Below are 25,838 nucleotides of genomic sequence, written 5' to 3'. Positions count from 1 at the left end.
ATTACGTGTTCACTCTTGAGACTTGGTATTCATTTTTCGTCCGAGGACGTTAAGAATCCATGTCACTTTGAGTGCCCACACAGATTGTCTGATAAATTGTTAAAGAGCAGTGCCGCTTCGTTTTTCGCTGCGGCGCGGGGTGTGCATATTACGCTTTCCCGCTGCAGAGTCAAGCATTTATTTTCGCTTTTCTCTGCGAGGTTCTCACCGGAACCCCGCTGACCCGGCGGCTTGCTTGCCGTTGTTCCGTGTCAGTGGAGGCGCATTATAGGGAGTAATTCTGAGGTGACAAGGGGAAATGCAAAAAAACTTTTCAACCGTCTCTTTTTTCAACAATGCGGCGAGGAATGTCGCAAAAAACCGCCGTTTTGCTGTTTTAACCGACGAAACGGGGCGCCTGGTGGCATACTGTTAGTGTAGAGAAAAGAAAGGAACGGCATTTATGTCTTTAAGCGCACAGCAACTGGCGGCACAAAAGAACATCTCCTGGGTACTGGCCGAGAAGCTCGCCCAAAAGATACTGACTGGCGAATATCAGCCGGAAAGCATTCTTCCCGGCGAAATGGAGTTAGGGGAGCAGTTCGGCGTGAGTCGTACCGCCGTCCGCGAAGCGGTGAAGACGCTGACTGCAAAAGGCATGCTGCTGCCCCGTCCTCGCATTGGCACCCGGGTAATGCCGCGCAGCAGCTGGAACTTCCTGGATAAGGAACTCCTCTCCTGGTGGCTCACGGAAGATAACTTCGAAGAGGTGGTGAGCCACTTTCTCGTCATGCGCAGCAGCCTGGAGCCACAGGCCTGTTTCCTCGCCGCCGCCCACGGCACCGCGGAACAGAAAGCGCAGCTCAATACCCTTATGGAAGAGATGATTGCCCTGAAACGTCATTTTCAGCGCGATCGCTGGATAGACGTCGATATGGCCTGGCATGAACATATCTATGAAATGAGCGGCAATCCTTTCCTCAGCTCATTCGCCTCTTTATTTCATTCCGTCTACCACACCTACTTCACGTCGATTACGCAAAATGAAGTCGTGAAGCTCGATCTCCACCAGGCGATCGTCGATGCCATTCTCAATAGCGATGCGCCAGGTGCCTTGCTCGCCTGCCAGGCGCTGCTGAACGCCCCACACCACGTAAATCAATAACAAGGATTTGGCATGAGCGGAAAAAAAGGGCGCAGCATGGCAGGCCTGCCGTGGATCGCGGCGATGGCCTTCTTTATGCAGGCGCTGGATGCCACCATTCTTAACACCGCCCTCCCGGCTATCGCCCACAGCCTGAACCGTTCCCCCTTAGCAATGCAGTCGGCCATCATCAGCTATACGCTGACGGTGGCGATGTTGATCCCGGTCAGCGGCTGGCTGGCCGATCGCTTCGGCACGCGCCGGGTCTTTATCATCGCCGTTAGCCTGTTTACTCTCGGCTCCCTCGCCTGCGCGCTCTCGAGTTCATTAACGGAGCTGGTCATTTTTCGCGTTATTCAGGGGATCGGCGGGGCGATGATGATGCCGGTGGCGAGGCTAGCCCTCCTGCGCGCCTATCCGCGCAGCGAACTGCTGCCGGTACTGAACTTTGTCACCATGCCGGGACTGGTAGGACCGATTCTGGGCCCGGTTCTCGGCGGGGTATTTGTGACCTGGGCCAGCTGGCATTGGATTTTCCTGATAAACATTCCCATCGGCGTGATCGGCATTCTGTATGCCCGTAAATATATGCCAAATTTCACAACGCCGCGCCGACGCTTCGATATAACCGGTTTTCTGTTATTTGGCTTAAGCCTGGTGTTATTTTCCAGCGGTATTGAACTGTTTGGCGAAAAAATCGTGGCGACATGGCTGGCGCTGGCGGTGATCGCCGTCAGTCTGATACTGCTCCTGGCCTATGTCCGTCACGCGCGCCGCCATCCTGCGCCGCTGATCTCGCTCTCTTTATTTAAAACCCATACGTTCTCGGTCGGCATTGCCGGCAACCTTGCCACGCGGTTGGGTACCGGCTGCGTACCTTTTCTGATGCCGCTCATGCTGCAGGTTGGCTTTGGCTATCCGGCCATTATCGCCGGCTGTATGATCGCCCCCACCGCTATCGGCTCGATTATTGCGAAATCTACCGTTACCCAGGTGCTGCGCTGGTTTGGCTATCGTAAGACCCTGGTGGGGATCACCGTGTTTATTGGCCTTATGATTGCCCAGTTCTCGCTGCAGTCGCCAGAAATGCCGCTGTGGATGCTGCTTCTGCCGCTGTTCGTGCTGGGGATGGCGATGTCCACGCAGTTTACCGCCATGAATACCATTACCCTGGCCGATCTGACGGATGACAATGCCAGCAGCGGCAATAGCCTGCTGGCAGTCACCCAGCAGCTTTCCATCAGTCTCGGAGTGGCCATCAGCGCTGCGGTGCTGCGCTTCTATGAAGGTTTTGACAGCGCCAGCACCGTAGAGCAGTTTCACTACACCTTTATTACCATGGGCGTGATAACCATCGTGTCGGCGCTGATGTTTATGCTGTTGAGAGCGAAGGATGGCCGCAACCTGATTAGCGAGCGGCACAAACGCTAAGCGGAGCCGCGGACCACCAACTCCGGGGTTAACTGTACGCGCTGCTGTTTTTGCTGCGGGTCGGCCATGCGATGGATCAGCACGTCGATGGCCAGTTCCCCCAGCTCATCTTTCGGCTGGTGAATGGTGGTTAACGGCGGCGTCATATAGCGAGCCAGTTCAATATCATCGTAACCCACCAGCGCCATATCCTGCGGGATCTGCAACCCGGCCTGGTATAACGCCTGATAAGCGCCAACCGCCATGGCGTCGTTACCGACAAACACCGCCTGCGGCCGCTGCGGCAACGCCAGCAGCTGCTGCATCGCGCTAAATCCGCCGCCAAACTCAAAATCACTGGTCACCACGTATCCCTCGGCTACGGGCAGAGCGCAGCGCGCCATCGCGGCATGGTAACCTTCAAGGCGCAGACGCGCCGGGGTTTTATCCAGCGGGCCGGCAATGCAGGCAATGTGTGAATACCCTTGATCGATCAGATACTGGGTCGCCATATCGCCACCGAGCAGCGAGTTATCCTGAATCAGATCGCTATCGCCATCAAACGGCGCCCAGTCCATCATGACCGTCGGAACCGACGGATAGCGCTGCATAATTTCCGGGGAGGGTTGGTGGGTCTCAGTGCACAGCAGCAGTAATCCATCGACGCGTTTTTGCATTAACGTCTCCAGATTACGATTCATTCGCTGCTCATCACCTTCCGTATTACAGAGTACGAGACTATAACCCCGCTCAAAGCAGCTGCGCTCCACGCCCCGCACCAGCTCGGAATAAAACGGATTGGTACTGGCGGTGATCAGCATGCCGATGGTGCGGGTTTGATTAAGCTTGAGGCTACGCGCCAGCGCCGAGGGGGCGTAGTTGAGGCTTTTGATCGCGGCGTCGACTTTGGCGGTAATCGCCTCGCTGACAAAGCGGTCCTTATTGATGACGTGTGACACCGTCGATGTGGAAACGCCCGCGACGCGGGCCACATCTTTCATCGTAGCCAAGCATTACCCCTGTTGCGCTAAAAATTCATCAATCTCTGTGCGCCACGGCACGGAAGGCTGCGCGCCTTTGCGAGTCACGGCAATCGCCGCCGCGGCATGCGCAAAGCGGATCGCCTCCGGCAGGGCGGTCCCTTCCAGCAGCGCGGTCACCAGCGCGCCGTTGAAAGTGTCGCCGGCCGCGATAGTATCAATAGCCTGCACGCGAAACCCTGGGATCCGGCGGCTTTCGCCTTCGGCACTGAGCCAGACGCCGCGACTGCCGAGGGTGATCATTACCGTACCAATGCCTTTGGCATGCAGCACGTCGGCGGCTTTTGCCGCATCCTCGTCACTCTCAACGCGAATCCCCGTCAGCTTTTCCGCTTCGGTTTCGTTGGGGGTAATGATATCCACCAGCGCCAGCAGTTCATCGGACAGTTCACGCGCTGGCGCGGGATTAAGCACCACGGTGGTCTGATGGTGATGGGCGATTTTCGCCGCCGCCAGCACGCTCTCCAGCGGTGATTCGAGCTGCATCAACAACGCCTGCGCGCTGGCGATCCGCTCTTTTTCCGCCTCTACCTGAGCGACGGATAAGGCCGCATTGGCGCCGGCATGAATACCGATGACATTCTCACCTTCGGCGTTAACGAAGATTAACGCCACGCCGGTTGCTTCCCCGGCGACCGCGCGCACAGGCGCCACATCGATTTTATCGCTCGCCAGCTGGCGACGGATGCGTTCACCGATGTCGTCATCGCCGGTGCAGGCGATAAACGCGATATCCGCCCCGCTGCGCCCGGCGGCCACCGCCTGGTTGGCCCCTTTACCACCGAACGCCAGCTGGTAGTGGTTGCCGGTGACGGTTTCACCCGGCGTCGGGAAAGCGTCAAGGTTGAGAATGTGATCGGCATTGATGCTGCCAAGGACGACAAGTTTGCCTGCAGTTTTCATCGTTTCTGTTCCCGGGAAAGCGCGCCACCGGGATCCGGTGGCGCATGCCCTGCTTTTCTTTTTTTATATTGTCCCTCGGACCGTTGCCAGTCCGAATCGCATATTACTGCTTAACGACCAGCTTCAGCTCAACCGGGTAGTTAGCTTCCACTTTTTCGCCCTTCAGTACCTTATCAGCAGTCTCAACGCCTTTCGCGCCGATCTGCTCCGGCAACTGTGCGACGGTCGCCGCCAGTTTGCCACTGTTTACTGCTTTTTCGCCATCCGGAGTGCCGTCAAATCCAACCACCATCACATCGGACTTGCCTGCGGTCTGCAGCGCGCGCAGAGCGCCGAGCGCCATTTCATCATTCTGCGCGAACACCGCCTGGACGTCAGGATGGGCGGTCAGCAGGTTCTGCATCACGTTCAGCCCTTTGGTACGGTCGAAATCGGCCGGCTGGCTGGCCAGAACGTTGAACTTGTGCGCCGCCACGGCCTGTTTGAAGCCTTCGCCGCGCTCGCGCGCCGCGGAAGTCCCGGCAATGCCCTGCAGCTCAATGACTTTCGCACTTTCACCCAGCTTTTTCGCAATGTAATCACCCGCCATTTTTCCGCCCTGCACGTTGTCAGAGGCGATGTGGCTCACGACATCGCCTTTTGTCGCCTGACGGTCGAGGGTGATGACCGGGATTTTCGCCTGGTTCGCCATCTTCACGGCATTGCCGACGGCATCAGAGTCGGTTGGGTTGATCAGCAACAGCTTCGCGCCGCGCACCGTTAAATCCTGAACGTTAGCCAGCTCTTTCGCCGGGTTGTTCTGGGAATCGAGCACCACCAGGTTGTAGCCCAGTTTGTCAGCTTCTTTTTGCGCGCCGTCTTTCAGCGACACGAAGAAGGGATTGTTGAGAGTAGAGATAACCAGAGCGATGGTGTCTTTGGCCATCGCGTTCGCGCTAACGGTCGCACTTAGCGCAACAGCAGAGACCAGGGTCGCCAGTTTTTTCATATTCATAGTTAAGATGTCCTGTAGAGTTCTCAGTTACTGCTTTTTGTTATCTACCAGTACCGCCAGCAAAATCACCACCGCTTTAACGATCATCTGGTAATAGGAAGAAACGCCTAAAAGGTTCAAACCATTATTCAGGAAGCCAAGGATCAGCGCGCCAATCAGCGTGCCGACAATGCGTCCTTTGCCGCCCGCCAGGCTGGTGCCGCCGAGCACGACTGCCGCAATGGCGTCCAGCTCATAGCCTGTCCCGGCCGTCGGCTGCGCGGAGGAGAGGCGCGCCACTTCGATAATCCCGGCCAGCGACGCCAGCATCCCGCACAACGCGTAGACGATAATTTTGACTTTATTGACGCTAATCCCGGACAGGCGCGTCGCCGCCTCATTACCGCCAAGGGCGTAGATATAACGACCCAGGCGAGTATGGTGCAGCATGTACCAGGCCGCCAGGAAGACAATCGCCATGATCCATACCGGCGTCGGGATCCCCAGCGGACGTCCGATACCAAACCAGCCGAACAGATCGGCATTATCGCTAAAGCCGGTATTGATCGGGCTGCCGTTGGTGTACACCATGGTCACGCCGCGCAGCAGCAGCATCATCACCAGGGTGGCGATGAAAGCCTGCACGCGGCCTTTCGCCACAATCACCCCGGTGACTGCGCCGATCGCCGCACCTAATGCGAGGGCAGCAGCGACCGCCACCAGCGCATTCACTTCAATGCCCACGATCGACGCCGCCACCGCGCCGGTGAGCGCCAGCAGGGAACCGACGGACAGGTCGATCCCCGAGGTCAGTATGACCAGCGTCATCCCTACCGCCATAATGGCGTTAACGGAGGTCTGCTGCAGAATATTGAACAGGTTATTGACGGTAAAAAAGTTGGGGCTCATGGTCGATACCACCGCGATCAGCACCAGCAGGGCAATCAGCGATTTTTGCTCCATCAGCCACGCTTTCGTGAAATAACGGCGACCAGAAACAGCCTGGGTTGTCATCTTTCTTACTCCTGATTCACACGGTTAAGCTTGCCCACAGCGGCAGCCATCAATACTTCCTGGGTGGCCTGCTCGCGTGTGAATTCACCGCCGAGATGCCCTTCATGCATCACTATGATGCGATCGCTCATGCCCAACACTTCCGGCATCTCGGAGGAGACCAGAATGATGCTCAGGCCATCGGCTTTGAACTGATTGATAAGCTGGTAGATCTCTTTCTTCGCCCCAACGTCGACGCCACGGGTCGGCTCATCGAGGATCAGGACCTTCGGCCGGGTCATCAGCCCGCGGGCGATGGCGACCTTTTGCTGGTTGCCGCCGGAGAGCAGGCCGATCGCCTGCTCCATGGATGGCGTTTTCACGTTAAACAGCCGGATGAAATCACTGACCGCCTGCTGTTCATCTTTATGCTTGAGACTCCCCCCCGTCCGGCTGAAGTAGCGCAGGGCGGTCAGGGACATGTTTTCTTTTACCGACATCCCGAGCACTAAGCCGTCACGCTTACGGTCTTCGGAGATATAGACAATGCCGTTCGCCAGACCATCCTGCGGCGAACGGGTCACCACTTCGTGACCGTCGAGCGTCACGGAGCCGCTGCTGCGCGGCAGCGCGCCATACAACACTTTCATCAGCTCGGTCCGCCCGGCGCCCATCAGCCCGGCGACGCCGAGGATTTCCCCCTGGCGCAGGGTAAAGGTCACGTTTTCCACGCCCGGGCCGCAGAGATTATCGACTTTCAGGCGCACCGCGCCCGGCGCCTTAGCCAGATGCGGATACTGATCTTCCAGCTTCCGGCCAACCATCATTTCAATCAGGCGGTCTTCATCCAGCGAGGAGACCTCGCGTTCGGCAATAAACTGCCCGTCGCGGAACACGGTCACGTCGTCGCAAATCTCGAAGATCTCTTTCATGCGGTGGGAGATGTAGACGATGCCGCGCCCCTGCGATTTCAGTTCGCGGATCACACGGAACAGCGATTCGGTTTCGGTATCGGTCAGCGCGTCGGTCGGTTCATCCATAATGATGACCTTCGACTCGAAGCTCAGCACTTTGGCGATCTCCACCATTTGCTGATCGCCAATCGACAGATCGCCCACCAGCTTCTGGCTGGTAAAACGGAGATTCAGCTTCGCCAGCAGCTTGTCGGCTTCGGCATACATCCGCTTCCAGTCGATTTTGCCAAAGCGGTTAACGAATTCGCGGCCGAGGAAGATGTTCTCGGCGATCGTCAACTGCGGGATCAGGTTCAGCTCCTGATGGATAATGCCGATCCCGGCTTCCTGGGAAGATTTTGGGCCGCTAAAGGTGGTCTCTTTGCCCAACCACAATAAAGCGCCAGCATCACGGGTATAGATCCCGGTCAGCACTTTCATCATGGTGGATTTACCGGCGCCGTTCTCACCCACCAGCGCCATCACCCGGCCAGGGTAGACATTCAGCGAGGCGCCGGAGAGCGCCTTGACGCCAGGGAACGCTTTATCGATCCCTTTCAGTTGCAATAAGGCTTCCATGACGGCGATCTCAGAAGGTGACGCCGGCACAGAGAATGATATTCGCAAACGGGGAACACTCCCCGCTGCGAATTACCGCCTGACTGTCTGCGGTTTGTTTTTTGAACTGCTCATGACTGGTGTAACGAATTTCAATGGTGTTTCCCTGGTGCTGCTGCAGCTGCTCAAGATAGTTGAGCAACGTCGCGTGGAGCTGCGGATTATGCGTCTTAATTTCCTCCGCGATGACAGCCGCTTCAACCTGCATTTCCGTCGTCACCACTTCCAGAACCTGCATAAATGAAGGTACGCCCTGGGTCAACGCCATATCGATGCGCGCGCTGCTGCGGGGAACCGGTAATCCGGCATCGCAGACCACCAGCGTATCGGTGTGGCCCAGGCGGGAGATAACCGCGGAAATATCAGCGTTAAGTACGGTGCCTTTTTTCATTTTTTCTCTTTTGCTCCACTAGCGAAACGTTTCGCTAAAATAATTATTATCAATGCGTGAGCAGAAAACCATCACCAGAAGAGAGAAATGTGATCGCTATCGAAACGTTTCGCGAGACAGCGACAGGAGATGACAGCCGGAGTGAGAAACAAAAAGCCCTTCGCAACGGAAGGGCTTTTTTGACATCAGATTTCGACCTGAGTACCGAGCTCGATAACCCGGTTTGGCGGGATTTCAAACTGATCCGGCGCGCGCAGGGCGTTACGCTGCAGCAGCAGATAAAGCTTGCCGCGCAGGCGCAGATACCACGGTCGTTTGCCGATAATCAGCGACTCATGGGACATAAAGAACGAGGTCTCCATCATCCGGCAGCTGAGTCCTTCCAGGCCACAGCGATGGAACACCTCTTCGACATTTGGCGTTTCCCGCCAGCCGTAGCTGGCCACCACCCGCCAGAACGAGGGCGACAGCTGCTCAATCTGCACCCGGCGAACGTTATGCACGTAAGGCGCGTCTTCGGTGCGCAGGGTCAGGAGGATCACTCGCTCATGCAGCACCTTGTTGTGCTTCAGGTTATGCAGCAGGGCAAACGGGATCACGTTCAGGGCGCGGGACATATACACCGCAGTACCCGGCACGCGCACCGGCGGCGATTTCTCCAGCGAAGAGATCATCGCTTCCAGCGAGTTGCCGTGCTCGTGCATTCGACGCAGCAGGCGGAAACGCTCGCTCTTCCAGGTGGTCATCACCGTAAACATCACCAGACCCAGGGACAACGGCAGCCAGCCGCCGGAGACAATCTTATCGAGGTTCGCCGAGAACAGCGGAACATCAATGCACAGGAAGGCCACCAGCATCAGCCCAACGAACAGTTTATTCCAGTGCCAGTTTTTGCGCGCCACCGTTGCCGACAGGATGGAGGTCAGCACCATGGTCCCCGTGACCGCGATACCGTACGCCGCCGCCAGGTTAGACGAATGTTCGAAGCTGACGATGACGATCACTACCGAGACATACAGCAGCCAGTTAATGAACGGGATATAGATCTGGCCGGACTCCATTTCCGAGGTGTGGATGATGCGCATCGGCGACAGATAGCCCAGACGCACCGCCTGACGGGTTAAGGAGAAGACCCCGGAGATCACCGCCTGCGAGGCGATAACCGTCGCCAGTGTGGCGATAATCAGCATCGGGATCAGCGCCCACTCCGGCGCCAGCAGGAAGAACGGGTTTTTAATCGCTTCCGGATGCTTAAGCAGCAATGCCCCCTGGCCAAAATAGTTCAGCACCAGCGAAGGCAGCACGACGGAGAACCAGGCGACACGGATCGGCAGTTTGCCGAAGTGCCCCATATCGGCGTACAGCGCTTCCACCCCGGTAATCGACAGCACAACCGCGCCAAGCGCAATAAAGGAAACCGTTTTGTACTGCAGGAAGAAGTGCACCGCCCAGTAGGGGTTTAGCGCCTGCAGAACTTCCGGGTTAGCGTAAATGCTTCGCGCGCCAAGCACCGCCAGCAGCAAGAACCAGATCAGCATAATCGGCGCAAACAGCTTGCCGACCATCCCGGTCCCGTGCTTCTGGATCATAAACAGCAGGGTAAGCACGATAATGGAGATCGGCACAATCCAGCTATCGAGCTGCGGAGCGATAATTTCTAACCCCTCTATCGCCGACATCACCGAAATCGCCGGGGTAATCACCACTTCGCCATAGAAGAAACTGCCGCCGATCAGGCCGAGGATCACCAGCACAGAGGTCATCCGCGCCGAGGTATTGCGTCCGGCCAGCGACATCAGCGTTAAGATCCCGCCTTCCCCGGCGTTATCCGCCCGCATCACGAAGGTGATGTATTTAATCGATACGGTAAAGATTAACAGCCAGAAAATCAGCGACAAAAAGCCAAAAACGGCATCGCGCTCAACGCCAAAGCCAAACTGACCTGACAGGCATTCACGCAGGGTATACAGTGGACTGGTACCGATATCACCGTACACCACGCCGATGGCCGCCAGCGTTAACGCCGGCAACGATTGTTTATTATCAGTGCTCATAGACTAGTCTTTTCGTTTATAAAACAAATGTGTGCCTAGTCCCTTGGCCCACAAAAAGCGCACAGTATGCACGATTATTTGTGAAATCGTACCCCTAACAGACACCATATTAACCTGGCTCAAAAAAAATAAATCGATTCTTCAGGCTATTACCGCCCCTGCTCTAACATCTATACTCGTCCCAATAACGATACATGACAAAGCACGCAACTCAATTATGGCTCAAACACATTTACTGGCTGAAAGAATTTCCCGACTCAGCGCGGCACTCGAAAAAGGACTCTTTGAACGCAGCCACGCGATACGCCTGTGCCTGCTGGCGGCGCTCAGCGGCGAGAGCGTATTTTTGCTCGGTCCGCCGGGGATTGCCAAAAGCCTGATTGCCCGCCGCCTCAAGTTCGCCTTCCAGCAGGCGCGCGCTTTTGAATACCTGATGACCCGCTTTTCCACCCCGGAAGAGGTTTTTGGCCCGCTGTCCATTCAGGCGCTGAAAGATGAAGGCCGCTACGAGCGTTTAACCGCCGGCTACCTGCCGGAAGCAGAAATCGTGTTCCTCGATGAAATATGGAAAGCGGGTCCGGCTATCCTTAACACCCTGCTGACGGCGATTAACGAACGTCACTTCCGCAACGGCGCTCACGAAGAGAAAATCCCGATGCGCCTGCTGGTGGCCGCCTCGAACGAACTGCCCGAAGCCGACAGCAGCCTGGAAGCGCTGTATGACCGAATGCTGATCCGTCTGTGGCTCGATAAAGTACAGGATAAAGGTAATTTCCGTTCGATGCTGGTCAGCCAGCAGGATGAAAACAGCAATCCGGTGCCCAGCGCGCTGCAGGTTAGCGATGAAGAGTTTACGCAATGGCAGCAGCAGATCGGCAATATCAAACTGCCGGACGCGGTGTTTGAGCTGATATTCCAGCTGCGCCAGCAGCTGGATGCCCTGCCAAACGCGCCATACGTTTCGGATCGCCGCTGGAAAAAGGCTATTCGCCTGCTGCAGGCCAGCGCCTTCTTCAGCGGCCGCGACAGCATCGCGCCGATAGATCTTATCCTGCTGAAAGATTGTCTGTGGCACAACGTCGAGAGCATGAACCTGATGTCGCAGCAGTTGGAAACGCTGATGACCTGCCACGCCTGGCAGCAGCAGGCGATGCTGACGCGGCTCGGGGCGATTGTGCAGCGACGCATTCAGATCCAACAGCAGCAAAGTGACAAAACGGCGCTAAAGGTCACCCGCCTTGGCGGCATGTTTAGCCGCAAGCCGCACTATGAGCTGCCGGCGGAGATCCAAGGGACCACCCTGACCCTGCTGCTGCAGCAGCCGCTCAAACTCCACGATATGGAAGTGATCCACATTACTTTTGAGCGCGAGGCGTTAGTCAGCTGGCTGGAAAAGGGCGGCGAGATCCGCGGCAAGCTCAACGGGATCGGCTTTGCCCAACTGCTCAATATGGATGTCGACACCAGCCAGCATCTGGTTGTTCGCGACGTCAGCCTGCAGGGCTCACGCCTCTCGCTGCCCGGCAGCGCGTCGCAGGAAAACATGCCGGCGGAAATTCGCCAGCAGCTGGAGGCGCTGGACGATGAGTGGCACCAGCAACATAACCGCTTCAGCGAGCAGCAGAAGTGCCTGTTTATCCCGGTCGAGTGGCTGGGAAGAATCGAAGCCAGCCTGCAGGACGTCGGCGCGCAGATTAAACAGGCGAAGCAGCCATGACGCTCGATATGCTGAATGTCATGCTGGCAGTCAGCGAAGAGGGAATGATCGAGGAGATGCTGCTGGCGCTGCTGGCCTCTCCGCAGCTGGCGGTTTTCTTTGAGAAATTTCCCCGCCTGAAAAACATCATCGCGGCGGATATTCCGCGCTGGCGGGAAGCCGTTCGCGCCCGCTTAAAAGAGGTTAACGTCCCGCCGGATCTGGACGCCGAGGTGCAAACCTATCAGCAGGCTCAGCTGCTCTCTACCTCGCAGTTTATCGTCCAGCTGCCGCAGATCCTCGGCAAGCTACACCAGCTCCAGTCCCCTTTTGCCGCCCAGGCGCAGAAGCTAGTGGACGACAATGCGACCTTTACCCCGGCGCTGCATACGCTGTTTTTACAGCGCTGGCGCCTGAGCCTGGTGGTGCAAGCCACCAGCCTTAACCAGCAGCTGCTGGATGAGGAGCGCGATCAGTTGCTCAGTGAGGTCCAGGAACGAATGACGCTCAGCGGTCAGCTCGATCCGGTGCTGGCGGAGAATGACACCGCCGCCGGACGCCTGTGGGATATGAGCGCCGGCGAACTCAAACGTGGCGACTATCAGCTGATCGTGCGCTATGGCGATTTTCTTAACCAGCAGCCGGAGCTGCTGCAGCTGGCGGAACAGCTGGGGCGCTCACGGGAAGCGAAATCCGTGCCGAAGAAAGACGCGCCGATGGAGACCTTCCGTAGCCTGGTGCGCGAGCCAGCGACGGTGCCGGAACAGGTCGACGGCCTCCAGCAGAGCGATGACATTCTGCGCCTGCTGCCTCCGGAGCTGGCGACGCTCGGCATCACGGAGCTGGAGTTTGAATTTTATCGCAAGCTGGTGGAGAAACAGCTCCTGACTTACCGGCTGCACGGCGACGCCTGGCGAGAAAAAATCACCGAACGCCCGGTGACGCGGCAGGATTTTGATGAACAGCCGCGCGGGCCCTTTATTGTCTGCGTCGATACGTCAGGATCGATGGGCGGTTTTAACGAGCAGTGCGCCAAAGCCTTTTGTCTGGCCCTGATGCGCGTCGCGCTAGCGGATAACCGCCGCTGCTTTATTATGCTGTTCTCCAGCGAAGTGGTGCACTACGAACTGACCTGCGAGGGCGGCCTGGAGCAGGCGATCCGCTTTCTGAGCCAGCGCTTTCGTGGCGGCACCGATCTGGCCAGCTGTTTTCGCGCCATTATTGAACGTCTGCAAAACCCGCAGTGGGTGGATGCGGATGCCGTGGTGATCTCCGACTTTATTGCCCAGCGGTTGCCGGATGAGGTGATTGCTCAGGTGGGGGAGTTACAGCGAAAGCATCAGCACCGTTTTCACGCGGTGGCGATGTCGGTACACGGCAAACCCGGCATCATGCGCATCTTCGATCATATCTGGCGCTTTGATACCGGGTTGCGTAGCCGCCTGCTGCGACGCTGGCGGCGCTAATCGTTACAGCAGCGCGGAAACGCTTTCGCGAACCTGTGCCGGCCATACGCCGCACTGCACCTGGCCGATATGGTCGAGCTGCAGCAACAGCATCGTCAGCCGAGACTGGCCAATGCCGCCGCCGATAGTCTGCGGCATCTCGCCGCGCAGCAGCGCCTGGTGCCACTCCAGTTTCAGGCGATCTTCATCGCCGGTCAGCGCCAGCTGGCGTTTCAGCGCCGCGGCGTCAACGCGGATCCCCATTGAGGAGATCTCGAACGCATCTTCCAGCACGGGGTTCCACACCAGGATATCGCCGTTCAGTCCGGCAAAGCCTTCAGAAACCTCAGTGCTCCAGTCATCATAGTCCGGCGCACGTACATCATGGCGCTTGCCATCAGAGAGTTTGCCGCCGATGCCGATTAAGAAGACGGCGCCCAGCTCTTTAGCAATCGCTCGCTCGCGGCCCTTGGCATCAAGATCCGGATAGCGACTCAGCAGCGCCTGGCTGTGAACAAAGTGGATCTGTTCCGGCAGGAACGGCGTCAGGCCAAATTCCTGGCTGACCGCCAGCTCGGTGGCTTTGATCCCGGCGTAAATCGCTTCGACGGTCGCCTTCAGCGTGCCGACGTGGCGCTCTTCATCCCCCATCACCCGCTCCCAGTCCCACTGGTCGACATAGACGGAATGGATCGGCGTCAGACGGTCTTCATCGGGGCGAAGGGCCTTCATGTGCGTGTACAGCCCTTCGCCCGCGCTGAAGTCGTGTTGTCCCAGGGTTTGACGCTTCCACTTCGCCAGCGAATGCACCACTTCGAACTGGGCGTCGGGCAGTGTTTTCACTTTCACCTGAACCGCTTTCTCACAGCCGGACAAGTTATCCTGCGTCCCATCGCCCACGCGGCTTAAGATTGGCGCCTGGACTTCAATCAGGCCAAGCTTCTCTTCCAGCTGACGGGAAAAGTGGGATTTAACGAAACTGATCTGGCGTTGTTTTGCGATATATGCGGTTTTCATTTTTATGACTCCTGCGTCCTGTTGCCATTGATTAAGCAACAAAACAGGCCACCAACACAATAATCAATCAATAAAAAGACTCATCGACTTTTAATTCATCAAAATATGGCGCTAAAATAGTAAGAACCCTCAAACTTCATAAGAAAAAGATATGGAAAATTATCAGATCGACAATCTGGACCGCGGCATTCTCGATGCGCTAATGGCCAACGCCCGTACCGCCTATGCCGAACTGGCCAAACAGTTCAGCGTCAGCCCCGGCACTATTCATGTACGCGTCGAAAAGATGAAACAGGCGGGCATCATTACCGGCGCGCGAATTGACGTCAGCCCCAAACAGCTGGGCTATGACGTCGGCTGCTTCATCGGCATTATTCTCAAGAGCGCCAAAGACTATCCCTCCGCCCTCGCCCGCCTGGAAAGCCTGGAGGAGGTCACCGAGGCTTATTACACCACCGGCCACTACAGCATCTTTATTAAGGTGATGTGTAAATCCATCGATGCCCTGCAGCAGGTACTTATCAACAAGATCCAAACAATTGATGAAATTCAGTCCACCGAGACCCTGATCGTGCTGCAGAACCCGATCATGCGCACCATTAAGCCCTGATCGTTTTTTTTAATCCCACATTTTTCCACAGGTAGATCCCAGCTCGCTCACAGCGTACAATACGCCACTCTGAACAGTTGAGCGGGCGATCGGCGATCTATGGCAGACATTACACTTATCAGCGGCAGCACCCTGGGCAGTGCGGAATACGTAGCGGAACATCTGGCGGAAAAGCTGGAAGAAGCAGGCTACAGCACTGAAATCCAGCACGGCCCGCTGGTGGACGATCTGCAGGCGCAGGGGATCTGGTTAGTTATCTCTTCCACCCATGGCGCCGGCGACATTCCCGACAACCTGGTTCCCTTCTATGACGCGCTGCTGGCGCAGCAGGCCGATCTTTCCGCCGTGCGCTTTGGCGCCATCGGGATCGGCAGCCGCGAATACGACACTTTTTGCGGCGCGATCGATAAATTAGAAGCGGCGCTGAAGGCCTGCGGGGCAAAACAGATCGGCGAGACCCTGAAGATCAACGTGCTGGAACATGAAATTCCCGAGGATCCGGCGGAAATTTGGCTGGGATCCTGGAAAAATTTGCTCTGAGATTTGTAAAGATCGTCCGTTCTTCTGTGGATAACCATGCTTAAAAGCTTGGATCAACCGGTAGTTATCCAAAGAATAACCGCAGTACGGTTTTTGAGCTGTGCATAACCCTTCATTCTGATCCCAGCTTATACGGACCAGGATCACCGATCATTCACAGATAGTGATCCTTCTTAAGCTTTTGATCTTACTTCGCGGATCCGACTTATCCACAAAGAGAGTCGATCCTAATAAGAGATCACAATAGAACAGATCTCTATATAAAGATCTTCTTTTTAATACTCAGGATCCCGGAGTCTTTCTCAAAAGACCAAAGCCGAGTAGAATCCACGGCCCGGGCTTCAATCCATTTTCAAACCGCGTTATGCGAGGCAGACCACCATGTTTTATCAGGATCCTTTTGACGTCATTATCATTGGCGGGGGTCACGCAGGCACTGAGGCCGCAATGGCCGCAGCGCGTATGGGTCAACAGACCCTGCTTTTGACACACAATATCGACACGCTGGGGCAGATGAGCTGCAACCCGGCGATTGGCGGCATTGGGAAAGGACACCTGGTAAAAGAAGTGGACGCGCTCGGCGGCCTGATGGCCAAAGCGATCGATCAGGCAGGCATCCAGTTTAGGATACTAAACGCCAGCAAAGGCCCCGCGGTGCGCGCCACTCGCGCCCAGGCTGACCGCGTGCTGTACCGTCAGGCGGTACGCACTGCGCTGGAGAACCAGCCGAATTTGATGATCTTCCAGCAGGCAGTGGAAGATCTGATTGTCGAAAACGATCGCGTCGTAGGCGCAGTCACCCAGATGGGCCTCAAATTCCGTGCTAAAGCGGTGGTGCTGACCGTCGGAACCTTCCTTGACGGCAAAATCCATATTGGTCTGGATAACTACAGCGGCGGACGCGCCGGCGATCCGCCGTCGATCCCGCTGTCTCGTCGTCTGCGTGAACTGCCGCTGCGCGTAAGCCGACTGAAAACCGGGACCCCGCCGCGCATTGACGCGCGCACCATCGATTTCAGCGTGTTGGCTCAACAGCATGGCGATAACCCGATGCCGGTCTTCTCGTTTATGGGATCTGCCGATCAGCATCCGCGTCAGGTGCCGTGCTACATCACCCACACTAACGAGAAAACCCATGACGTGATCCGCAATAACCTCGATCGCAGCCCCATGTACGCCGGGGTGATCGAAGGGATCGGTCCACGCTACTGCCCGTCGATCGAAGACAAAGTCATGCGCTTTGCCGATCGCAACCAGCATCAGATCTTCCTCGAACCGGAAGGCCTGACCTCAAACGAAATTTATCCGAACGGCATCTCCACCAGCCTGCCGTTCGATGTGCAAATGCAAATCGTCCGCTCCATGCAGGGGATGGAAAATGCGCGGATCGTCCGTCCTGGCTACGCTATTGAGTACGACTTCTTCGACCCGCGCGATCTGAAACCGACGCTCGAGAGCAAATTCATTCAGGGTCTGTTCTTCGCCGGTCAGATCAACGGCACTACCGGTTATGAAGAAGCGGCGGCTCAGGGTCTGCTGGCCGGTCTTAACGCTGCTCGCTTCTCGGCGGAAAGAGAGGGCTGGGCGCCGCGTCGCGATCAGGCCTACCTCGGCGTGCTGGTGGATGACCTGTGTACTCTGGGTACCAAAGAACCGTACCGCATGTTTACCTCTCGTGCTGAATATCGTCTGATGCTGCGCGAAGACAACGCCGACCTGCGTCTGACTGAGCAGGGGCGTGAGCTGGGTCTGGTGGATGATGAACGCTGGGCGCGTTACAACGAGAAGCTGGAAAGCATTGAGCGCGAACGCCAGCGCCTGAAATCGACCTGGGTGAACCCGCAGGCTGAGAGCGCTACCGAAGTGAACGCTCACCTGACCGCGCCGCTGTCGCGCGAAGCCAGCGGTGAAGATCTGCTGCGTCGCCCGGAAATGACCTACGAGCAGCTGGTTCAGCTCTCGCCGTTCGCGCCGGGGCTGGAAGATCGGCAGGCGGCTGAGCAGGTTGAGATCCAGGTGAAGTATGAAGGCTATATCGCGCGCCAGCAGGATGAGATCGAGAAACAGCAGCGCAACGAGAATACCTTGTTACCGGCGACACTCGACTACCGTCAGGTCACCGGACTGTCTAATGAAGTGATCGCTAAACTAAACGACCATAAACCGTCGTCGATAGGGCAGGCGTCACGTATTTCCGGGATCACCCCGGCGGCGATCTCTATTTTGCTGGTTTGGTTGAAAAAGCAGGGGATGCTGCGTCGCAGCGCCTGATTGCGGCAGCCTGCCGCGCTGATTTCCCACTTGCATAATCAGCGTTCGCCTTTATCATTCCTGGCCCGGTAAGCGTTAGCGCCTCCGGGCTCATTATTTTTTGAAGGTACTTACCGTGCTCAACAAACTTTCTCGTCTGCTGGATGAAGCGGGTATTTCGCTCACCGACCACCAGAAAAATCAGCTGGTGGCTTACGTCGGGCTGCTCGATAAGTGGAACAAAGCCTATAACCTGACCTCCGTTCGCGATCCAAATGAGATGCTGGTGCGTCATATCCTCGACAGCATCATCGTCGCGCCTTATCTGCAGGGCTCGCGCTTTATCGATGTCGGTACGGGACCGGGGCTGCCGGGGATCCCGTTGGCTATCGTGCGCCCGGAGTCGCATTTCACCCTGCTGGACAGCCTTGGCAAACGCGTGCGCTTCCTGCGTCAGGTGCAGCATGAACTGAAGCTGGATAACATCACCCCGGTGCAGAGCCGCGTGGAAGCTTTCCCGGCCGAGCCGCCGTTTGATGGCGTGATAAGCCGCGCCTTCGCGTCGCTTAATGATATGGTGAGCTGGTGCCATCATTTGCCGGCCGCGAACGGTCACTTCTATGCGCTCAAAGGGTTAGCGCAAAAAGACGAAATGGAAAACCTGCCGGAAGGGTATGCCATAGCCGAGGTCATTGAGCTGCATGTTCCTCAGCTGGAAGGGGAGCGGCACCTGGTGGTGATTACGCCAAAAGCGAGTTAATTTTTATCAAAAAATGTGGAAAAAATGTGGCCCATGAATGTTACAAAAATAAAGGTCACCTCCTGATATTATCGGGCTGCATTTAACCATGTTTTTACTATGGTTTTTCTTGCGGTTAACTTAGCGTAAGTGATTCACTGACAAAATAGTCAACTTTGAAAATATCAGGGTGCTAAAAATCGACAACGATGATCAGCATCGTGATGTTAAATTTTTATTATAAATGTCAATAAAAGGTTTTTATTGTATGTGGGGTTGTTTTAGATAATGTCCTCACTTTTTATCTTGAATATCAAAAACATGAAAAATAGTGTTTTATGTCCTTGATTCATTAAAGGGCGCTTGAAATGTTTATTATGTGATCTAATGCACGCTTTAATTGCCGTGTTTCCACGTTATTTGCAGTTTTGTATGACCGCTCACAGAACGCTGAAATGCACGGAAAGTTGTCCGTTGGAAAATAATTAAACATTTATTCACTATTTTGCTACTTATTGTTTGAAATCACGGGGCGTCACCGTATAATTTGTCCGCTTTTTGATGCTTGACTCTTCGTCTTAAAGGACGTTTTATACGACACGCGACATACCTCAAAGGGAGCAGGAGTAAAAACGTGATGTCAGTGTCGCTCTTGAGTCGAAACGTTGCTCTCAAGCTTCTGTTTATTCAGTTACTGGCAGTAATGGCAAGTGGACTGCTGTTTAGCCTCAAAGACCCCTTCTGGGGCATTTCCGCGGTATGCGGCGGTTTGGCAGTGGTTTTGCCAAACCTGATGTTTATGATTTTTGCCTGGCGTCATCAGGCGCATACACCAGCAAAAGGCCGTGTGGCCTGGACCTTCGCCTTCGGTGAAGCCTTCAAGGTGTTGCTGACCTTCGCCCTCCTGGCGGTGGCGCTGGCCGTTTTAAAAGTGGTATTTTTGCCACTGATCGTGACGTGGGTTTTGGTGCTGGTGGTACAAGTTCTGGCGCCAGCTGTAATCAACAACAAAGGGTAAAAGGCATCATGGCTTCAGAAAATATGACGCCGCAGGAATACATAGGTCACCATCTGAACAACCTTCAGATTGATCTGCGTAATTTCTCGCTGGTGGATCCGCACAACCCCCCGGCCACCTTCTGGACGCTCAACATTGACTCCATGTTCTTCTCGGTGGTTCTCGGTCTGCTGTTCCTGGCCATGTTCCGTAGCGTTGCTAAGAAAGCGACCAGCGGCGTACCAGGGAAATTCCAGACCTTCATCGAAATGATCATCGGCTTCGTCCATGGCAGCGTCAAAGACATGTACCATGGCAAGAGCAAGGTTATCGCGCCGCTGGCGCTGACCGTGTTCGTCTGGGTCTTCCTGATGAACCTGATGGACCTGCTGCCAATCGACCTGCTTCCTTATATCGGCGAACACATTTTCGGCTTGCCTGCACTGCGCGTGGTTCCGTCTGCTGACGTGAACATCACCCTGTCGATGGCGCTTGGCGTGTTCATCCTGATTATTTTCTACAGCATCAAAATGAAAGGCGTAGGTGGGTTCGTTAAAGAACTGACCATGCAGCCGTTCAATCACTGGGCGTTCATTCCTGTCAACTTAATCCTTGAAGGGGTAAGCCTGCTGTCCAAACCGGTCTCTCTCGGTCTGCGACTGTTCGGCAACATGTATGCCGGTGAGCTGATTTTCATTCTGATTGCTGGTCTGCTGCCGTGGTGGTCACAGTGGGTTCTGAATGTGCCTTGGGCCATTTTCCACATCCTGATTATTACGCTGCAAGCCTTCATCTTCATGGTTCTGACGATTGTCTATCTGTCGATGGCGTCTGAAGAGCATTGATTTTTACCAACACTACTACGTTTTAACTGAAACAAACTGGAGACTGTCATGGAAAACCTGAATATGGATCTGCTGTACATGGCTGCCGCTGTGATGATGGGTCTGGCGGCAATCGGTGCTGCGATCGGTATCGGCATCCTCGGAGGTAAATTCCTGGAAGGCGCAGCGCGTCAGCCGGATCTGATCCCTCTGCTGCGTACTCAGTTCTTTATCGTTATGGGTCTGGTGGATGCTATCCCGATGATCGCTGTAGGTCTGGGTCTGTACGTGATGTTCGCCGTCGCGTAGTAAGTTGTTAGAAACCTAAGCCACAGAGTTAATTAAAGAGGTATTGTGCTGTGAACATGAACGCAACAATCCTCGGCCAGGCCATCGCGTTTGTTATCTTCGTATGGTTCTGCATGAAGTACGTATGGCCGCCTTTAATGGCTGCCATCGAAAAACGCCAGAAAGAGATTTCTGACGGTTTAGCTTCTGCAGAACGCGCTAAGAAAGATTTGGACCTTGCACAGGCCAACGCGACCGACCAGCTGAAAAAAGCGAAAGCGGAAGCCCAGGTAATCATTGAGCAGGCGAACAAGCGCCGCTCTCAGATTCTGGACGAAGCTAAAGCTGAAGCAGAACAGGAACGCACCAAAATCGTTGCACAAGCGCAGGCTGAAATTGATGCTGAGCGTAAACGTGCACGCGAGGAGCTGCGTAAGCAGGTCGCTATCCTGGCTGTTGCTGGCGCCGAGAAGATCATCGAACGTTCCGTGGATGAAGCTGCTAACAGCGACATCGTGGATAAACTTGTCGCTGAACTGTAAGGAGGGAGGGGCTGATGTCTGAATTTGTAACGGTAGCTCGCCCCTACGCCAAAGCAGCTTTTGACTTTGCCGTCGAACACAACAGTGTTGAACGCTGGCAGGATATGCTGGCGTTTGCCGCCGAAGTGACCAAAAACGACCAAATGGCAGAGCTTCTCTCCGGTGCTTTGGCGCCGGAAACGCTCTCAGAAGCGTTTATCGCTATCTGCGGCGAGCAACTTGACGAAAACGGCCAGAACCTGATTAAGGTGATGGCGGAAAATAATCGTCTGAAGGTGCTCCCGGACGTTCTTGAGCAATTCATTCACCTGCGCGCGGCCAGTGAGGCCATCGCAGAGGTAGAAGTCATATCTGCCAACCAACTGAGTGATGAACAGCTTGCCAGGATCGTCAGCGCGATGGAAAAACGTCTGTCACGCAAAGTTAAGCTGAATTGCAAAATCGATAAGTCTGTTATGGCAGGTATTATCATCCGTGCGGGTGATATGGTCATTGATGGCAGCGTACGCGGCCGTCTTGATCGCCTTGCAGACGTCTTGCAGTCTTAAGGGGACTGGAGCATGCAACTGAATTCCACCGAAATCAGCGAACTGATCAAGCAGCGCATTGCTCAGTTCAATGTTGTGAGCGAAGCTCATAACGAAGGTACTATTGTTTCTGTAAGTGACGGTGTTATCCGCATCCACGGCCTTGCCGAATGTATGCAGGGTGAGATGATCTCCCTGCCGGGTAACCGTTACGCTATCGCACTGAACCTGGAGCGCGACTCCGTTGGTGCGGTGGTGATGGGTCCGTACGCTGACCTCGCCGAAGGCATGAAGGTGAAATGTACTGGCCGTATCCTGGAAGTTCCGGTTGGCCGTGGCCTGCTGGGCCGCGTGGTTAACACCCTGGGCGCGCCAATTGATGGTAAAGGTCCGCTGGAAAACGACGGTTTCTCCGCCGTTGAAGCGATCGCGCCGGGCGTAATCGAACGTCAGTCCGTCGATCAGCCGGTACAGACCGGTTATAAATCCGTTGACGCCATGATCCCAATCGGTCGTGGTCAGCGTGAACTGATCATCGGCGACCGTCAGACCGGTAAAACTGCGCTGGCTATCGATGCCATCATCAACCAGCGTGATTCCGGCATCAAGTGCGTCTATGTTGCTATCGGCCAGAAAGCGTCCACCATCTCTAACGTGGTGCGTAAACTGGAAGAGCACGGCGCGCTGGCTAACACCATCGTGGTGGTAGCGACTGCATCCGAATCTGCTGCACTGCAATACCTGGCGCCATACGCGGGTTGCGCAATGGGCGAATACTTCCGCGACCGCGGTGAAGATGCGCTGATCGTTTACGATGACCTGTCTAAACAGGCTGTTGCTTATCGTCAGATCTCCCTGCTTCTCCGTCGTCCGCCAGGACGTGAAGCGTTCCCGGGCGACGTATTCTACCTCCACTCTCGTCTGCTGGAGCGTGCTGCGCGTGTTAACGCCGAATACGTTGAAGCCTTCACCAAAGGTGAAGTGAAAGGGAAAACCGGTTCTCTGACCGCGCTGCCGATTATCGAAACCCAGGCGGGTGACGTTTCCGCGTTCGTTCCGACCAACGTAATCTCCATTACCGATGGTCAGATCTTCCTGGAAACCAACCTGTTCAACGCCGGTATTCGTCCTGCGGTTAACCCGGGTATCTCGGTATCCCGTGTGGGTGGTGCAGCGCAGACCAAGATCATGAAGAAACTGTCCGGTGGTATCCGTACCGCGCTGGCGCAGTATCGTGAACTGGCGGCGTTCTCCCAGTTTGCATCCGACCTTGACGATGCAACCCGCAAACAGCTGGACCACGGTCAGAAAGTGACCGAACTGCTGAAACAGAAACAGTATGCGCCGATGTCCGTCGCGCAGCAGTCTCTGGTTCTGTTCGCAGCAGAACGTGGTTATCTGGCTGATGTAGAACTGGCGAAAATCGGTAGCTTCGAAGCCGCTCTGCTGGCTTACGTCGACCGTGATCACGCTCCGCTGATGCAAGAGATTAACCAGTCCGGTGGCTATAACGACGAAATCGAAGGCAAGCTGAAAGGCATCCTCGATTCCTTCAAAGCAACCCAGTCCTGGTAACGTCTGGCGGTCTGTCTTAGGGCAGGCCGCAAGGCATTGAGGAGAAGCTCATGGCCGGCGCAAAAGAGATACGTAGTAAGATCGCAAGCGTCCAGAACACGCAAAAGATCACTAAAGCGATGGAGATGGTCGCCGCTTCCAAAATGCGTAAATCGCAGGAGCGCATGGCGGCCAGCCGTCCTTACGCAGATACTATGCGCAAAGTGATTGGTCACCTTGCGAACGGTAATCTGGAATATAAGCACCCTTACCTGGAAGAACGCGACGTTAAGCGCGTGGGCTACCTGGTGGTGTCGACCGACCGTGGTTTGTGCGGCGGCTTGAACATTAACCTGTTCAAGAAACTGCTGGCGGAAATGAAAGCATGGTCCGATAAAGGCGTTCAGTGCGACCTCGCAATGATCGGCTCTAAGGGCGTCTCTTTCTTTAACTCCGTTGGCGGCAACGTCGTTGCACAGGTGACCGGTATGGGGGATAACCCATCCCTGTCCGAACTGATCGGCCCGGTAAAAGTGATGTTGCAGGCCTATGATGAAGGCCGTCTGGACAAGCTGTACGTTGTCAGCAACAAATTTATTAACACCATGTCTCAGGTTCCGACGATCACTCAGCTGCTGCCGTTACCGGCATCAGAAGACGCTGATCTGAAACGTAAATCCTGGGATTACCTGTATGAGCCCGATCCGAAAGCGCTGCTGGATACCCTCCTGCGCCGCTACGTCGAGTCTCAGGTTTATCAGGGCGTGGTTGAAAACCTGGCCAGCGAGCAGGCCGCCCGTATGGTGGCGATGAAAGCCGCGACCGATAATGGCGGCAGCCTGATTAAAGAGCTGCAGTTGGTATACAACAAAGCTCGTCAGGCCAGCATTACTCAGGAACTCACCGAGATCGTCTCGGGGGCCGCCGCGGTTTAACCAGGTTATTTCGTAGAGGATTTAAGATGGCTACTGGAAAGATTGTCCAGGTAATCGGCGCCGTGGTCGACGTCGAGTTCCCTCAGGATGCCGTACCACGCGTGTACGAAGCCCTTGAGGTACAGAATGGTAATGAAGTTCTGGTGCTGGAAGTTCAGCAGCAGCTGGGCGGCGGTATCGTGCGTACCATCGCCATGGGTTCTTCCGATGGTCTGCGCCGCGGTCTGGATGTAAAAGACCTCGAGCACCCGATCGAAGTCCCGGTTGGTAAAGCTACGCTGGGTCGTATCATGAACGTACTGGGTCAACCGGTCGACATGAAAGGCGACATCGGCGAAGAAGAGCGTTGGGCTATCCACCGCGCAGCACCGTCTTATGAAGAGCTGTCCAGCTCTCAGGAACTGCTGGAAACCGGCATCAAAGTTATCGACCTGATGTGTCCGTTCGCGAAGGGCGGTAAAGTCGGTCTGTTCGGTGGCGCGGGTGTAGGTAAAACCGTAAACATGATGGAGCTGATCCGTAACATCGCGATCGAGCACTCCGGTTACTCCGTGTTTGCGGGCGTAGGTGAACGTACTCGTGAGGGTAACGACTTCTACCACGAAATGACCGACTCCAACGTTATCGACAAAGTATCCCTGGTGTATGGCCAGATGAACGAGCCGCCGGGAAACCGTCTGCGCGTTGCGCTGACCGGCCTGACCATGGCTGAGAAGTTCCGTGACGAAGGTCGTGACGTACTGCTGTTCGTCGATAACATCTATCGTTACACCCTGGCCGGTACGGAAGTATCCGCACTGCTGGGTCGTATGCCTTCAGCGGTAGGTTACCAGCCGACCCTGGCGGAAGAGATGGGCGTTCTGCAGGAACGTATCACCTCCACCAAAACCGGCTCTATCACTTCCGTACAGGCGGTATACGTACCGGCGGATGACTTAACTGACCCATCCCCAGCCACTACCTTTGCTCACTTAGATGCAACCGTAGTACTGAGCCGTCAGATCGCATCCCTGGGTATCTACCCGGCCGTTGACCCGCTGGACTCCACCAGCCGTCAGCTGGATCCGCTGGTTGTTGGTCAGGAGCACTACGACACCGCTCGTGGCGTTCAGTCCATTCTGCAGCGTTATCAGGAACTGAAAGACATTATCGCCATCCTGGGTATGGATGAACTGTCTGAAGAAGATAAACTGGTGGTAGCTCGCGCGCGTAAGATCCAGCGCTTCCTGTCCCAGCCGTTCTTCGTGGCAGAAGTATTTACTGGTTCTCCGGGCAAATACGTCTCCCTGAAAGACACCATCCGTGGCTTTAAAGGCATCATGGAAGGCGAATACGATCACCTGCCGGAGCAGGCGTTCTACATGGTCGGTTCTATCGACGAAGCCGTGGAAAAAGCCAAAAAACTTTAACGCCTTA

The 25,838-nt window shown here is 55.6% G+C and carries 24 protein-coding genes; 16 read left to right on the top strand and 8 right to left on the bottom strand.

Annotation, left to right across the window (positions count from 1 at the left end; translation table 11 throughout):
- Positions 1-442 precede the first annotated feature (442 nt).
- Positions 443-1,144 carry a FadR/GntR family transcriptional regulator gene (locus ACLH1U_RS23240; RefSeq protein WP_023291487.1) on the top strand — a complete coding sequence of 234 codons (702 nt, stop codon included), beginning with the start codon at positions 443-445 and terminating at the stop codon, positions 1,142-1,144.
- Positions 1,145-1,156: 12 nt separating this feature from the next.
- On the top strand, positions 1,157-2,554 hold the full coding sequence (gene mdtD, locus ACLH1U_RS23235; protein ID WP_004202328.1) for a multidrug transporter subunit MdtD: 1,398 nt from the start codon (positions 1,157-1,159) through the stop codon (positions 2,552-2,554).
- On the opposite strand, the gene rbsR is transcribed toward mdtD, so the two are convergent.
- The 7 genes from rbsR to kup all read right to left on the bottom strand — a co-directional run bounded on the left by rbsR (position 2,551) and on the right by kup (position 10,458).
- A complete protein-coding gene (gene rbsR, locus ACLH1U_RS23230; RefSeq protein ID WP_087672188.1) occupies positions 2,551-3,543 on the bottom strand; it encodes a ribose operon transcriptional repressor RbsR in 993 nt (330 codons plus the stop codon). The two genes, mdtD and rbsR, sit on opposite strands and share 4 nt — an antisense overlap.
- Positions 3,544-3,546: 3 nt before the next feature.
- Positions 3,547-4,476, bottom strand: a complete 930-nt coding sequence (gene rbsK / locus ACLH1U_RS23225; RefSeq protein ID WP_023291484.1) for a ribokinase — start codon at positions 4,474-4,476, stop codon at positions 3,547-3,549.
- A gap of 103 nt (positions 4,477-4,579) precedes the next feature.
- On the bottom strand, positions 4,580-5,470 hold the full coding sequence (gene rbsB, locus ACLH1U_RS23220; RefSeq protein WP_004202323.1) for a ribose ABC transporter substrate-binding protein RbsB: 891 nt from the start codon (positions 5,468-5,470) through the stop codon (positions 4,580-4,582).
- Between the two features lie 27 nt (positions 5,471-5,497).
- On the bottom strand, positions 5,498-6,463 hold the full coding sequence (gene rbsC / locus ACLH1U_RS23215; RefSeq protein WP_004202322.1) for a ribose ABC transporter permease: 966 nt from the start codon (positions 6,461-6,463) through the stop codon (positions 5,498-5,500).
- A 5-nt stretch (positions 6,464-6,468) separates the two neighbouring features.
- The gene (gene rbsA, locus ACLH1U_RS23210; protein ID WP_023291483.1) at positions 6,469-7,974 is read right to left on the bottom strand and encodes a ribose ABC transporter ATP-binding protein RbsA; all 1,506 of its coding nucleotides are present in this window, start codon (positions 7,972-7,974) and stop codon (positions 6,469-6,471) included.
- 10 nt (positions 7,975-7,984) lie between these two features.
- Positions 7,985-8,404: a D-ribose pyranase gene (gene rbsD, locus ACLH1U_RS23205; protein WP_032454446.1), complete on the bottom strand. Its 420-nt coding sequence runs from the start codon at positions 8,402-8,404 to the stop codon at positions 7,985-7,987.
- A 185-nt stretch (positions 8,405-8,589) separates the two neighbouring features.
- Positions 8,590-10,458 (bottom strand): low affinity potassium transporter Kup, encoded by a 1,869-nt coding sequence (gene kup, locus ACLH1U_RS23200; RefSeq protein WP_004202319.1) that lies wholly within the window; start codon positions 10,456-10,458, stop codon positions 8,590-8,592.
- 217 nt (positions 10,459-10,675) lie between these two features.
- On the opposite strand from kup, the gene ravA reads away from it, so the two are divergent.
- Positions 10,676-12,175, top strand: coding sequence for an ATPase RavA (ravA, locus tag ACLH1U_RS23195; protein ID WP_101862595.1), 1,500 nt, complete (start codon positions 10,676-10,678; stop codon positions 12,173-12,175).
- Complete coding sequence (gene viaA, locus ACLH1U_RS23190) at positions 12,172-13,620, top strand: ATPase RavA stimulator ViaA (RefSeq protein ID WP_032454444.1); 1,449 nt, start codon at positions 12,172-12,174, stop codon at positions 13,618-13,620. The genes ravA and viaA overlap by 4 nt, the downstream gene beginning before the upstream one ends.
- 3 nt (positions 13,621-13,623) lie before the next feature.
- Here viaA and asnA read toward each other — a convergent pair whose 3' ends face one another.
- On the bottom strand, positions 13,624-14,616 hold the full coding sequence (gene asnA, locus ACLH1U_RS23185; RefSeq protein WP_023291478.1) for an aspartate--ammonia ligase: 993 nt from the start codon (positions 14,614-14,616) through the stop codon (positions 13,624-13,626).
- A 151-nt stretch (positions 14,617-14,767) separates the two neighbouring features.
- Between asnA and asnC the strand changes: the two genes are divergently transcribed.
- From asnC to atpD, 12 genes are all read left to right on the top strand, one after another.
- Positions 14,768-15,226, top strand: coding sequence for a transcriptional regulator AsnC (gene asnC / locus ACLH1U_RS23180; RefSeq protein ID WP_002882510.1), 459 nt, complete (start codon positions 14,768-14,770; stop codon positions 15,224-15,226).
- Positions 15,227-15,325: 99 nt separating this feature from the next.
- Positions 15,326-15,766 (top strand): FMN-binding protein MioC, encoded by a 441-nt coding sequence (gene mioC / locus ACLH1U_RS23175; protein ID WP_017899651.1) that lies wholly within the window; start codon positions 15,326-15,328, stop codon positions 15,764-15,766.
- 381 nt (positions 15,767-16,147) lie between these two features.
- Entirely contained in the window at positions 16,148-18,037 is a 1,890-nt protein-coding gene (mnmG, locus tag ACLH1U_RS23170; RefSeq protein WP_255895056.1) for a tRNA uridine-5-carboxymethylaminomethyl(34) synthesis enzyme MnmG, read from the top strand.
- 115 nt (positions 18,038-18,152) lie between these two features.
- Positions 18,153-18,776 (top strand): 16S rRNA (guanine(527)-N(7))-methyltransferase RsmG, encoded by a 624-nt coding sequence (rsmG, locus tag ACLH1U_RS23165; protein ID WP_032429030.1) that lies wholly within the window; start codon positions 18,153-18,155, stop codon positions 18,774-18,776.
- 616 nt (positions 18,777-19,392) lie between these two features.
- Positions 19,393-19,773, top strand: a complete 381-nt coding sequence (gene atpI / locus ACLH1U_RS23160) for a F0F1 ATP synthase subunit I (RefSeq protein ID WP_255895080.1) — start codon at positions 19,393-19,395, stop codon at positions 19,771-19,773.
- An 8-nt stretch (positions 19,774-19,781) separates the two neighbouring features.
- Positions 19,782-20,597, top strand: coding sequence for a F0F1 ATP synthase subunit A (gene atpB / locus ACLH1U_RS23155; RefSeq protein ID WP_110212257.1), 816 nt, complete (start codon positions 19,782-19,784; stop codon positions 20,595-20,597).
- Between the two features lie 48 nt (positions 20,598-20,645).
- Entirely contained in the window at positions 20,646-20,885 is a 240-nt protein-coding gene (atpE, locus tag ACLH1U_RS23150; RefSeq protein ID WP_000429386.1) for a F0F1 ATP synthase subunit C, read from the top strand.
- A gap of 50 nt (positions 20,886-20,935) precedes the next feature.
- Positions 20,936-21,406, top strand: a complete 471-nt coding sequence (atpF, locus tag ACLH1U_RS23145; protein ID WP_004107293.1) for a F0F1 ATP synthase subunit B — start codon at positions 20,936-20,938, stop codon at positions 21,404-21,406.
- Between the two features lie 14 nt (positions 21,407-21,420).
- A complete protein-coding gene (atpH, locus tag ACLH1U_RS23140; RefSeq protein ID WP_004202307.1) occupies positions 21,421-21,954 on the top strand; it encodes a F0F1 ATP synthase subunit delta in 534 nt (177 codons plus the stop codon).
- A 12-nt stretch (positions 21,955-21,966) separates the two neighbouring features.
- Positions 21,967-23,508: a F0F1 ATP synthase subunit alpha gene (gene atpA, locus ACLH1U_RS23135; protein ID WP_004144995.1), complete on the top strand. Its 1,542-nt coding sequence runs from the start codon at positions 21,967-21,969 to the stop codon at positions 23,506-23,508.
- A gap of 50 nt (positions 23,509-23,558) precedes the next feature.
- Positions 23,559-24,422 (top strand): F0F1 ATP synthase subunit gamma, encoded by an 864-nt coding sequence (atpG, locus tag ACLH1U_RS23130; RefSeq protein ID WP_004144996.1) that lies wholly within the window; start codon positions 23,559-23,561, stop codon positions 24,420-24,422.
- A 26-nt stretch (positions 24,423-24,448) separates the two neighbouring features.
- On the top strand, positions 24,449-25,831 hold the full coding sequence (atpD, locus tag ACLH1U_RS23125; protein ID WP_023291474.1) for a F0F1 ATP synthase subunit beta: 1,383 nt from the start codon (positions 24,449-24,451) through the stop codon (positions 25,829-25,831).
- Positions 25,832-25,838: the final 7 nt, after the last annotated feature.

The organism is Klebsiella sp. 1SOBk5mer (assembly GCF_046603115.1).
GTDB classification, from domain to species: domain Bacteria; phylum Pseudomonadota; class Gammaproteobacteria; order Enterobacterales; family Enterobacteriaceae; genus Klebsiella; species Klebsiella quasipneumoniae.
The sequence above is the reverse complement of the archived record's forward strand: the minus strand, read 5'-3'. Positions and strand labels throughout refer to the sequence as shown.

Excerpts from the sequence above, each read along its gene's own strand:
- ACLH1U_RS23240 (WP_023291487.1), top strand. The coding sequence starts at position 443 with ATGTCTTTAAGCGCACAGCAACTGGCGGCACAAAAGAACATCTCCTGG.
- mdtD (WP_004202328.1), top strand. The coding sequence starts at position 1,157 with ATGAGCGGAAAAAAAGGGCGCAGCATGGCAGGCCTGCCGTGGATCGCG.
- rbsK (WP_023291484.1), bottom strand. The coding sequence starts at position 4,476 with ATGAAAACTGCAGGCAAACTTGTCGTCCTTGGCAGCATCAATGCCGAT.
- rbsB (WP_004202323.1), bottom strand. The coding sequence starts at position 5,470 with ATGAATATGAAAAAACTGGCGACCCTGGTCTCTGCTGTTGCGCTAAGT.
- rbsC (WP_004202322.1), bottom strand. The coding sequence starts at position 6,463 with ATGACAACCCAGGCTGTTTCTGGTCGCCGTTATTTCACGAAAGCGTGG.
- rbsA (WP_023291483.1), bottom strand. The coding sequence starts at position 7,974 with ATGGAAGCCTTATTGCAACTGAAAGGGATCGATAAAGCGTTCCCTGGC.
- rbsD (WP_032454446.1), bottom strand. The coding sequence starts at position 8,404 with ATGAAAAAAGGCACCGTACTTAACGCTGATATTTCCGCGGTTATCTCC.
- kup (WP_004202319.1), bottom strand. The coding sequence starts at position 10,458 with ATGAGCACTGATAATAAACAATCGTTGCCGGCGTTAACGCTGGCGGCC.
- ravA (WP_101862595.1), top strand. The coding sequence starts at position 10,676 with ATGGCTCAAACACATTTACTGGCTGAAAGAATTTCCCGACTCAGCGCG.
- viaA (WP_032454444.1), top strand. The coding sequence starts at position 12,172 with ATGACGCTCGATATGCTGAATGTCATGCTGGCAGTCAGCGAAGAGGGA.
- asnA (WP_023291478.1), bottom strand. The coding sequence starts at position 14,616 with ATGAAAACCGCATATATCGCAAAACAACGCCAGATCAGTTTCGTTAAA.
- asnC (WP_002882510.1), top strand. The coding sequence starts at position 14,768 with ATGGAAAATTATCAGATCGACAATCTGGACCGCGGCATTCTCGATGCG.
- mioC (WP_017899651.1), top strand. The coding sequence starts at position 15,326 with ATGGCAGACATTACACTTATCAGCGGCAGCACCCTGGGCAGTGCGGAA.
- mnmG (WP_255895056.1), top strand. The coding sequence starts at position 16,148 with ATGTTTTATCAGGATCCTTTTGACGTCATTATCATTGGCGGGGGTCAC.
- atpI (WP_255895080.1), top strand. The coding sequence starts at position 19,393 with ATGTCAGTGTCGCTCTTGAGTCGAAACGTTGCTCTCAAGCTTCTGTTT.
- atpB (WP_110212257.1), top strand. The coding sequence starts at position 19,782 with ATGGCTTCAGAAAATATGACGCCGCAGGAATACATAGGTCACCATCTG.
- atpE (WP_000429386.1), top strand. The coding sequence starts at position 20,646 with ATGGAAAACCTGAATATGGATCTGCTGTACATGGCTGCCGCTGTGATG.
- atpH (WP_004202307.1), top strand. The coding sequence starts at position 21,421 with ATGTCTGAATTTGTAACGGTAGCTCGCCCCTACGCCAAAGCAGCTTTT.
- atpA (WP_004144995.1), top strand. The coding sequence starts at position 21,967 with ATGCAACTGAATTCCACCGAAATCAGCGAACTGATCAAGCAGCGCATT.
- atpG (WP_004144996.1), top strand. The coding sequence starts at position 23,559 with ATGGCCGGCGCAAAAGAGATACGTAGTAAGATCGCAAGCGTCCAGAAC.
- atpD (WP_023291474.1), top strand. The coding sequence starts at position 24,449 with ATGGCTACTGGAAAGATTGTCCAGGTAATCGGCGCCGTGGTCGACGTC.